General features: G+C 34.3%; 8 protein-coding genes and 1 pseudogene. 2 read left to right on the forward strand and 7 right to left on the reverse strand.

Annotated features, from left to right (window positions below):
• Positions 1 to 134 (reverse strand): annotated as a pseudogene (locus WBY99_RS12845) (proline dehydrogenase family protein); the annotation flags it as partial.
• 295 nt (positions 135 to 429) lie between these two features.
• On the opposite strand from WBY99_RS12845, the gene aroB reads away from it, so the two are divergent.
• Entirely contained in the window at positions 430 to 1,470 is a 1,041-nt protein-coding gene (gene aroB / locus WBY99_RS12850) for a 3-dehydroquinate synthase (RefSeq protein WP_423976732.1), read from the forward strand.
• Between the two features lie 296 nt (positions 1,471 to 1,766).
• Positions 1,767 to 2,387, forward strand: a complete 621-nt coding sequence (locus WBY99_RS12855) for a porin family protein (RefSeq protein ID WP_423976733.1) — start codon at positions 1,767 to 1,769, stop codon at positions 2,385 to 2,387.
• A gap of 53 nt (positions 2,388 to 2,440) precedes the next feature.
• Here WBY99_RS12855 and purF read toward each other — a convergent pair whose 3' ends face one another.
• From purF to WBY99_RS12885, 6 genes are all read right to left on the reverse strand, one after another.
• A complete protein-coding gene (purF, locus tag WBY99_RS12860; protein ID WP_423976734.1) occupies positions 2,441 to 3,931 on the reverse strand; it encodes an amidophosphoribosyltransferase in 1,491 nt (496 codons plus the stop codon).
• Between the two features lie 21 nt (positions 3,932 to 3,952).
• Positions 3,953 to 4,672 carry a phosphoribosylaminoimidazolesuccinocarboxamide synthase gene (purC, locus tag WBY99_RS12865; protein WP_423976735.1) on the reverse strand — a complete coding sequence of 240 codons (720 nt, stop codon included), beginning with the start codon at positions 4,670 to 4,672 and terminating at the stop codon, positions 3,953 to 3,955.
• 22 nt (positions 4,673 to 4,694) lie between these two features.
• On the reverse strand, positions 4,695 to 5,396 hold the full coding sequence (locus WBY99_RS12870) for a DUF3307 domain-containing protein (protein ID WP_423976736.1): 702 nt from the start codon (positions 5,394 to 5,396) through the stop codon (positions 4,695 to 4,697).
• Positions 5,397 to 6,002 (reverse strand): SatD family protein, encoded by a 606-nt coding sequence (locus tag WBY99_RS12875; protein ID WP_423976737.1) that lies wholly within the window; start codon positions 6,000 to 6,002, stop codon positions 5,397 to 5,399.
• Positions 6,003 to 6,182: 180 nt separating this feature from the next.
• Positions 6,183 to 7,181 carry a redoxin domain-containing protein gene (locus tag WBY99_RS12880; protein ID WP_423976738.1) on the reverse strand — a complete coding sequence of 333 codons (999 nt, stop codon included), beginning with the start codon at positions 7,179 to 7,181 and terminating at the stop codon, positions 6,183 to 6,185.
• 14 nt (positions 7,182 to 7,195) lie between these two features.
• Positions 7,196 to 10,885, reverse strand: a complete 3,690-nt coding sequence (locus WBY99_RS12885) for a phosphoribosylformylglycinamidine synthase (protein WP_423976739.1) — start codon at positions 10,883 to 10,885, stop codon at positions 7,196 to 7,198.
• Between the last annotated feature and the right edge of the window lie 84 nt (positions 10,886 to 10,969).

The following is a 10,969-nucleotide window of genomic DNA, read 5'->3' on the forward strand; positions in this document are numbered from 1 at the left end:
GTAAAATTAAGGGCAGAAATTCCAACATTCGTAATCATTGGTTGTTCAATCGCCTTGAACATCCAATACGCTTTTTTCAATTGAGAATCTGTTTTGTCTGCAAAGGCAATTTGGGTGTTATTGAAAATACTCATGATGATTTTTAAAGTTGAGCAAATTTAATAATAGTATATGGATTGATAAAACGAAAAGACATGAACTTTGTCAAAGTTTCAGTAGTTATAAAAAATTGAAAATCCGATTTACCCCAAGTTAAATTTTCAATTTTTAAAGAAGTCAAGATTTTATTAAGAAACTAAATCTTGCTGATGATAACTGCTTGAGAGAATTCTCCTTCCTTTAGGTTCGGGGAAAGAAAATTTTCGGGATCAAAAAGTCTTCCGAAAACTTCAACAAAGTTTGTTATTTTTGTAGAATATATTTTAAAAAATGATTTCAATTTTAGATTACAATTTCTCGCAACTCAATAATTTTTTGGAGGAATTAAAACCTACTCAACTTTTAATCTTAGTTGATGAAAATACGCATGAATATTGTCTCCCAACACTTTTAGGAAATTTAGAAACCGAAATCCCTTTTGAAATTATAGAAATTGAAGCGGGCGAAGATTTGAAAACCATTGAAACTGCAACGCAACTTTGGGAAATCTTATCTGAATTTGAAACCGACCGGAAATCATTATTGCTGAATCTTGGCGGCGGCGTAATTACCGATTTGGGCGGTTTTGTGGCTTCAACTTATAAAAGGGGAATTAAATTCGTTAATATTCCCACCACGCTTTTGGGAATGTGCGACGCTTCAATTGGCGGAAAAACAGGTATCGATCATCAGTTTTTGAAAAATATTATAGGAACTTTTGCCGAGCCAGAAAGAATTTTCGTTTTCCCGGAATTTTTGCAAACTTTACCTTTCGAAGAACTCAGAAGTGGTTTCGCCGAAATGATGAAACATGGCTTAATAGCTGACGAAAAACATTGGAACGATTTAATTTCCATTCAAGATTTAACGCCGGAAAACATTTTCCCTTTTATTGAAACTTCGATGAAAATTAAACAAAACGTTGTTGAAATTGATTTCAAAGAGCAAAATGTACGGAAAACTTTGAACTTCGGGCACACCATTGGGCACGCTTTGGAAAGTTTGTTTCTGCAAAAAAATCAACCAATTCCGCATGGCGAAGCGGTTGCTTTAGGAATGATTTGCGAAACTCGACTTTCTTTTTTAGAAAATTTAATGTCGGAAGAAACATCAGAAAATATTATTAAAAACATCAGAAAATTCTATCCTTATATTTCTATTAATGATTTTTCTTCGGAAGAAATTATTTCATTAATGAAAAATGACAAAAAAAATACTGACGGAAATATTATTTTTTCTTTATTGACAGCAATAGGAAATTCTACTTTTAATTGTTCGGTAACGATTGAAAATATAAAAAACTCATTATTTTATTATCAAAATTTACGTTAAAAAGTGATTTAAAGTTAAAATGGAATTCCTGTACATTCGTTGTACAGGAATTTTATTTTATTTACAACTAATTGACTTTATGATAATTAACAGAAACAATATTTAAACCATCGTTTAATTTAATGCTATTAAATATTGTTTTGGCATAGCATTTGGAAGTACTTACTCGTAAAACAAATTTAAAAATGTAATGATAATGAGGATTCAATCATTTTCGAAATTATAAAATTTAAAATTTCAATAAAATGAGAATCCAATTATCAAAAACGTAAAATTAATTAGAAAAATTTAAGATTATGAAAAAGTTATTTTTAAGTGCAGCAGTTGCAATGAGTTCATTAGCGTTTGCACAACAATTCGGTATCAAAGGAGGAATGAATGTTTCCTCAATATCTAAAGATGGTGGCTTAAGTGATACAGAATCAAAAATAGGTTTCAACGCTGGTGTATTTTTGAATGCTCCTTTGGCAGCAAACTTTAGCATTCAACCTGAAGTTTTGTACAATGATTTAGGCTCAAAAGTTACTTACGGACAAAACGATCAAAATTCATACAGCACTAATTTAGGATATATTTCGGTTCCTGTGATGTTTCAGTACAATGCGACACCTCAATTTTATTTAGAAGCTGGACCTCAGTTTAGTTTTCTGGTAAATGCCAACAGTAAATTGAAAGATGGAAGTAATAACACCACCGTGACCGACTGGACTCAAACCGCAAAAGACAATTTGAATACTTTTGATTTTGGAGTTGGAATTGGTGCAGGGTACTATTTTACGCCTCAATTGGGTCTTACCGCAAGATATGCTGCTGGTGTAACAAAAATTGGAAAAAATGATAATGCTTTCGGAAGACCTTATAGCGAATCGAAAAACAATAATTTCCAAGTTGGTTTAGCATACAAATTTGGGAAGTAAAAACACTTCAAATATATTAATTAGAAAGGTTGGGAATAATTTCCCAACCTTTTTTATTCATCTTTAAAATTAGGATTTGGTCCTATCGGAACGGGATATTTCTCGGTAAAGCAGCCAAAACAATGGTTGGAGCTTCCGAGAATTTCTTTAAGATTATCCATGCTCAAAAACTCCAAAGAATCTACACCTAAATATTTTCGTAATTCTTCAACACTCATATTTGCCGAAATTAAATCGTCTTTTGACGGCGTATCAATTCCTAAATAACAAGGTGCAATAATCGGTGGAGAAACACTTCGGAAATGAATTTCCTTCACTCCTGCATCTTTTAAGATTTTCACTAATCGTTTAGAAGTTGTTCCACGAACGATGGAATCATCGATGATTACTACTCTTTTCCCTTTAATTTCGGAAACGATAGGATTCAGTTTTAGATTAACAATTCTTTCGCGCATTTCTTGGGTCGGAACAATAAAACTTCTACCGATGTACCGATTTTTAATTAAAACCGGACGAAACGGAATGCCTGAAGCAATCGAAAAACCAATCGCCGCCGGAACGCCAGAATCTGGAACTCCAATAACAATATCGGCTTCCACAGGAGCTTGTTCCCAAATTTTTTCGCCAGACTTTTCTCTGATTTCATGAACATTAATTCCTTCTAAAGTGGAATCTGGACGAGCAAAATAGATATATTCGAAAGCACAAGATCTCATTTCACAGTTTTGTTTAACCAAAAAACTTTTTAAACCTGTTTCATTTTCGCTCGTGTAAACAATTTCTCCTGGCAAAATATCTCGTACATATTGTGCCCCAACTGCATCTAAAGCAACAGATTCGGAAGCAGCAACAAATGTTTTTTCATCAATCGCACCCAAAACCAAAGGGCGAATCCCATGAAAATCTCGGAAAGCGAAGAACTTATTCCGCGTCATTCCAACCACAGAATAGGCACCTTCAATTTTCTCCATCGTGGCTTTGATGGCGCCTCTTAAACCCAAATCGAGATTTTTCTGAATCAATCTTAAAATCACTTCAGAATCCGAAGTCGCTTTAAAAACAACTCCTTCTGCTTCCAATTCTTTTTTTAGCGCTTCTGCATTGGTTAAATTACCGTTGTGTGCGATGGAAAGAATGATTTGATCATATTCGTTTTTGGCAAAAAAGGGCTGAAAATTATATTTTTTCTTGTCGCCTGCCGTCGTATATCTTGTGTGCCCGATTACCGAATTTCCCATAAAAGTTTCGGGTTGGCGAATCTCTTTGAAAACATCAAGAACCAAACCTTCATCTTTAATATTAAAAATTTTTCCGTTCTTCATAACAGAAATTCCGCACGCTTCCTGACCTCGGTGTTGAAGGGCAAAAAGACCAAATTGCGAAAGAGAAAAGGTATCTAAATCATTCTCAGAATACAAACCAAAAATCCCACATTCCTCAGAAGGCGCATCAAATGGATCTTCTGATTTTAGCAAATTTCGGCCATAAGCTCTTTCTTTGAATTGGTTTAAATAATCTTCTCTGTGTTGGCGTACATCTTTCATTTTTTACTTTTCCTACAAAAATTATTTGTTTAATACTTTTTTTAATCTTTCATAGATTTCCACGTACGCTTCTGTTACATCGCCCAAATCTCTTCTAAATCGATCTTTATCGAGCTTTTTCATGGTGTCTTTGTCCCAAAGTCGGCAAGTATCTGGCGAAATTTCATCAGCCAAAATAATTTTCCCGTTAGAATCTTTTCCCATTTCAATTTTGAAATCGACGAGAATAATATTCATTTTATCGAATAAATCAATCAGGATATCATTAATATCTGACGTTAATTCATACATTTCATCTAAATCTTCATACGTTGCTGCACCTAAAAAAACTGCGTGATGATCGTTGATTAAAGGATCTCCGAGTTCATCTTTTTTATAACAAAGATCAAAAATAGTTACCGGCGATTTAATGCCTTCTTCTACGCCTAATCTTTGCGCCATACTTCCGGCAGAATAATTCCGAACCACCATTTCCAAAGGAATGATGTGCACTTTTTTAACCAATTGTTCTCTTTCATCCAATTTTTTAATGAAATGAGTTGGAATTCCTTTTTCATTTAAATATTCGAAAATCAACGTTGTAATCGCATTATTCATTTCGCCTTTTAAATCTACACTTCCTCTTTTTTGCGCGTTGAAAGCGGTAGCATCGTCTTTGAAACGGACAATCACTTCATTGGGATTATCGGTTTCGAAAACCTGCTTTGCCTTTCCTTCATAAAGCATTGCTCCTTTTGTCATTTTTATTTTTTATTAGATTTATTTAAATTTTTATTAAAATTCCTGTTAAAACTGCGATTCCGAAACTTAGCAAAGTTCCTATTAAAACATATTCTGTGAGCTTTCTCTGTTTTGCTTCTGCCAAATCGCTGAATCTGAAAACCGATTTTGCTGCGATCATAAACCCAACGCCTTCCCAATGATCTACTAAAATGAAAACGAAGACCAAAAGTCGTTCGAGAATTCCTATATATTTTCCGGCGTTGACAAGAGATTCGGTTTGTAATTTACTGTGTTCTATCGTTATCGGAGTCCAAATTGAGATCACCGTTTTAATGAATATAGAAGCTGGAACGGTGAGAAAAACCAGTGCTGTAAATAATTTAAGATTTTGCGAATTAAAGAAATCTTCCAGTTTAAAATAAGGAAAATAGAAAAAACTCAATGCGAAAATCACCAAAACATGAGCGATTTGATCGATAAAAAACCAGGTTCTTTTCGTTTTTGAAGTTTGAAAATTTAATTTTGCCCAATCAATAAAATAGTGGGTAACTCCGATGATTAAAGCAATCCACCATAAATTAAGATTCCATAAAAAAACAATGGTGAGAAGCGTATGAATAAAAACGTGGAGATAAAGATAAACGCTTCTGCCCTTTTTTTTCTCTTTATCAGCCACCCAAGAATTAGGTTGAAGAATAAAATCTCCTAATAAATGTGCTAATATGAGAGGGATGAAAATCATTTATAATTCTGCTATTTTCTTTCTAAAAAACTGATTGGTTTCTTGCAGCAACTCAAAATTAGCTCGTTTAATTCGCTGACTTACCGATGATTGCGTGATATTGAGTTCTTTTGCGAGTTCTTCTTGAGTCAAATCTGGATTCCGAAGTAATTGATGAATAATTTCAGCTGTTGCAACAGACCAGTTATCAAAATCAATCGAAGCCCATTTGAAAAGAATATTCAAATCCCGATTTACTTTCTCATTTTCAGTTTGTATTGCTAAAGTTTTTCCTTGAGATTTAATTTCAGTCAATAAACGTCCCGAATTTACATAAGCAGAACCGTTTGATTCGGTAATTTTTTCAGATCGAAACACTTCATTCCCGATACCAATTGCAATGCGAACATCTAAACTTTCAAAAGTTCGAATGAGTGATTTTAAAAGCAATGCTCTATGAAACACTTCATCCACACTACATTTTAACTGAAATTCGTCGCCGCGATATACTTCCCAATTTTCGGGAGTTTCTGACCATGATCCCAATAAATTTTTCAATTTTGGGAGCCACAGTTCAGTTTCTGATTTTTGAGAATTAATAATATCTCCAGTAATAATCGCGATCATGTTACAAATATAAGTAATATTCCTTATAAACTCAAAATATAAGGTAAATACCTAATAATTTTTTTTGAGATTTTCATTAAAATCATAAGTCAATTAACTAATAATTCATCAATATAAGCAAATTAGCTAATAATAAATTTCTCACTATTCAAATATAAATTAATAGCATCTGAATCAGAGCTACTTTAACAATTCGATCAACTTATTTTTAAGTTCATCTCCTGTTAAATCTCGACCAATGATAATTCCGTTTCTATCAATTAAAAAATTTGTCGGGTAATAGGTAACACCGTAGATTATAGCAGATTTATTCTGGTCGCCTTTCAAATCACTCACATTTGTCCAAGTAATTCCAAACTTATCTTCAACCCTTTTCACCGCTTCCATTTTCGTATCTGCAGCTACACCCAAAATTTCAAATCCCCAATGATTAAATTCTTTATAATTTTCGACAAGATTAGGTAATTCTTCAATGCACGGAGCACACCAAGTTCCCCAAAAATCCAGTAAAATTATTTTTCCGTTATATTCTGATAGTTTGACGGTTTTTCCCCTTGAAGTATGTTCTTCAAAATCTATATATTTATCGCCAATTTGCGGGTTTCTGCTTAATAATAAATAATCGGAAACCTTTTTGCCATAAATACTTTTCTTCACAGCTGGTGAAAGTGCTTTGAACAGTTCAGAAAGAGATTCTTTTGAAATTTCATTTTTCAGAAATCCTAATTGAACAGCACTAATCATCGAAGTTGGGTTATCTTTAATAAATTGTTTCGTTGCGGCTGTTTTCTCTTCTCCTTTATCTAAAATTTTATTAAATCGCACTGCATCATTTTGCGTTCTTGAACCATTAATAACTGCTTCTCTGAATTTACCTTTCTCTGCAACAATTACTAAAGGTGTATTTTCAACCCAAAACGAAACTCTGTCTGTATAATCCTTTGTATGAATAGCAAATTGAGTTACTTTGTTTTTCAACTTTCCTCTAAATTGAAACTTTTCGCCCTGAACTTTCATGGAATCTATCTTTACATAGGTACCGCCAGAAAGATCACTCAAAAAAATCGACGAATTATTCTGAAACCCTTTAACCGTACCATTTATCTTATAATTCAAACTTTGCGAAAACGAAACTTTGAAAATCATAAAGGTCAAAAATATCGACAATGCTATTTTCATATTTTATTTTGAATTTACTTAAAATACTCCACTCCATTTTTGAAGATATTATGATAATTCGCCGTTGGAATATTCTTCAACAAACCTTCTGCAAAACGTTCCGGATGCCCCATTCTACCAAAAATCTTCCCAGATTTACTGGTAATTCCTTCAATTCCAAATAAAGAATTATTAGGATTAAATGGCATTCCGTGCGCAATATTTCCATCAAAATCAATGTATTGTGTTCCGATTTGTCCGTTTTCGTATAATTCTTTAATCACCTTTTCCGAAGCCATAAATCGTCCTTCGCCATGAGAAATCGGAATCGTAAAAACCTGATCTTTCATTCCTTTTAACCAAGGAGAATCATCATTTGCAACTTTCACATTCACCATTTGCGAAATATGTCGTCCGATCGCATTGTGCGCCAAAGTCGGCGAATCCGCATCCAAATCCCGAATTTCCCCGAAAGGCAAAAGTCCAGATTTTACCAACGCCTGAAAGCCGTTGCAAATCCCAAGAATCATTCCGTCACGTTCCAACAATTGATGAACCGCGTTTTTCATCTTCTCATTTTTCAGAACATTTACAATGAATTTCGCAGAACCGTCGGGTTCGTCGCCCGCAGAAAATCCGCCAGAAAAAACCAAAATTTGCGACTGATTAATTTCCGAAATCCAAGCATCTAAACTTTCATTTAATAACTGATGATTGAGATTAATTAAAGGCATACTTGAAACTTCAGCACCTTCTTTTCGGAATGCGTTTTGGGTTTCATATTCGCAATTTGTTCCTGGAAAAATCGGTGCAAAAACTTTCGGCTTTGCCAATTGATGTTTTAAAATATGAATCGTTCTTGGCTGAATCGTATTTAATTCTGAATCAATTTCAAGCACTATTTTTTCTTTTTCTTTGGTTGGAAATAATCCTTCGAAAGTTCCTGTCCATACTTCAAGTAATTTTTCGATATTAAACTCAAAACCACTCATTTTCAAAATATTAGAATTTACAACTTCGCCAATCACTTGAAGTAAATTACTTTCTAAAACCTCTGAACTTTCAATGATTAAACTTCCAATATTTTTATTTAAAAGTAAATTTTCATCAATGTTAATTTCTGCTCCGAGATGATTTCCGAAACTCATTTTTGCTAAGGCAACCGCAACTCCACCATTTTTAATCGTCTTTACCGAAACGATCTTTTTAGCCTTAATATTTTCGTGAATAAATTCGAAAATCAGTTTTAAATCTTCATAATTAGGCAAGCCATTTTCTTGTGAAAGATGTTGAAATAAATACAATTTATTTCCTGCTTTTTTAAGTTCCGGAGAAACGATATTTTTCTTTTCGCCGTTCGCACAAGCGAAAGAAATCAAAGTCGGTGGAACGTGAATATCTTGAAAACTTCCACTCATCGAATCTTTTCCGCCAATTGCTGCGAGTTCGAAATTCATCTGCGCATCGTAAGCTCCAAGAAGCGACGCTAAAGGTTTTCCCCATTTTTCAGGGTTGTTTCCCAGTTTTTCAAAATATTCCTGAAAACTCAAACGGATATTTTTATAATCTCCGCCCATCGCAACAATTTTCGCAACACTTTCTACAACTGCATTCGCAGCACCAATCATTGAATTTTGAGAGGAAATTTCGGCATCAAAACCCCAACTTGCAAGGGAAACGGTTTCGATATTTTTTGCGTTTAAAACAGGCAAAGTTTGCACGCTTCCTTCCATTTCTGTCAACTGATATTTCCCGCCAAACGGCATTGCCACGGAAGTTCCGCCAACAGAAGCATCGAACATTTCAGCTAAACCTTTTTGCGAAGCTGAATTTTTATCTGAAAGTAGCTTTAAAAAATTATTTTCATTAAAGCTTATGCTTTGATTTTCAATTTGTTGCAAGTGCGAAACTTCAGCATGCTGCGATTTTGCACAACCGTTAGTATCTAAAAATTCCCGACTCAAATCAACGATTTTATTTCCTTGCCAAAACATCTGCATTCTTCCGGAATCCGTTACTTTAGCCACTTCTACGGCTTTTATATTTTCGTTTTCACAGAACTTGATGAATTTATCTTTGTCTTTTGCTTCAATGACGACAGCCATTCTTTCCTGAGATTCTGAAATGGCGAGTTCGGTTCCATTCAAACCTTCATATTTTAAAGGCAAAATATCGAGGTTAATTTCCAGTGAATCAGCAATTTCACCAATCGCAACCGAAACTCCGCCCGCTCCGAAATCGTTTGATTTTTTAATTAAAGTCGTGACTTCCGGATTTCTAAAAAGCCGTTGAATTTTACGTTCTTCAACTGCATTTCCTTTCTGAACTTCGGTAGATAAAGTATGAATCGAGGTTTCATCTTGTACTTTTGAACTTCCACTTGCGCCGCCAACTCCGTCTCTTCCGGTTGCGCCGCCCAACAAAATCACCAAGTCGCCAGATTCTGGTTTTTCACGCCGAACCCAATCTTTTTTCACCGCGCCCACTACGAAACCAACTTCCATTCGTTTTGCTTTATAACCGTCGTGATAAATTTCATTCACCAAAGTGGTCGCCAAACCAATTTGGTTTCCATAGGAAGAATAGCCATTTGCAGCTTGTTTAGAAATGGTTCGTTGTGGAAGTTTCCCTGCTAAAGTTTCTGAAATTGGTTCTAAAACATTTGCTGCTCCAGTTAATCTCATCGCTTGATAAACAAACGCTCGTCCCGACAAAGGATCGCGAATTGCCCCGCCTAAACAAGTTGAAGCACCACCAAAAGGTTCAATTTCCGTCGGATGATTGTGGGTTTCGTTTTTAAATAATAAATACCAAGGTTCTTTTTTGCCATCGAATTCCGCTTCGATTTCTATTGTACAAGCATTGATTTCATCGGAAACAACAAGATTGTCGACTTTTCCAGTTTTGTGGAAATATCTTGCGCAAACCGTTGCCAAATCCATCAGAGAAACCGGTTTTGCTTCTCTTCCGAGGAATTTTCTTTTTTCTAAATAATCATTAAATATTTTTTCTAAAGTCGATTTAAACGCTCCTTTAAATTGAATATCAGTCAATTCCGTTTCAAAAGTCGTATGTCGGCAATGATCGCTCCAATACGTATCGAGCACTTTCAGTTCGGTTTCTGTTGGATTTCGATTTTCTTTCTGAAAATATTTTTGAATAAATTCTAAATCATCAAAACCCAAAGCAAAGCCATGATTATCATAAAACGCTTTTAATTCTTGTACCGAAAAATTATTGAAACCTTCATGAGTAATAACAGAATCAGGCGTTTCTTCCGCTGGAATTTCAAGTTTCGATAAGTTTTTTTCCTGAGATTCTACTTTATTAATCAAATGATTTTTAATGATTTCAACATCAGTTTCAGAAACGCCGAAAAGTTCAATTAACTTCCCGCTTCTCACTTTGCAGTTTTCAATTCCTGCTAATAAAGCAATGCATTGCTGCGCAGAATCTGCTCTTTGGTCATATTGTCCAGGCAAAAATTCGGTTGCAAAATGAGTGTTTTTTGCAGGATTTTCATGATGAAGGATGTCGGTTACAGGATCCACAAACGTGCTAACAACCATCAAATTAAATTCATTTTCATCAATCCCAAAAACGTCATAAATATTGTAAATTTTAACATCATTAATATGAGGAATGATGCTTTTAATTTCATTAAAAATTTTTGGACTTTCTACATCGAAAATTCCTTTTTTTTCTACGAAGATTCTTTTTTTCATTAGATTTCAGATTATAGATTTCAAATGTATTTGAGATCTAATATTGATTTATTGATTTCGGTGCTTCGCACCTATTTATTAACG

Source organism: Kaistella sp. (assembly GCF_049588135.1).
In the GTDB taxonomy this organism is placed as follows: domain Bacteria; phylum Bacteroidota; class Bacteroidia; order Flavobacteriales; family Weeksellaceae; genus Kaistella.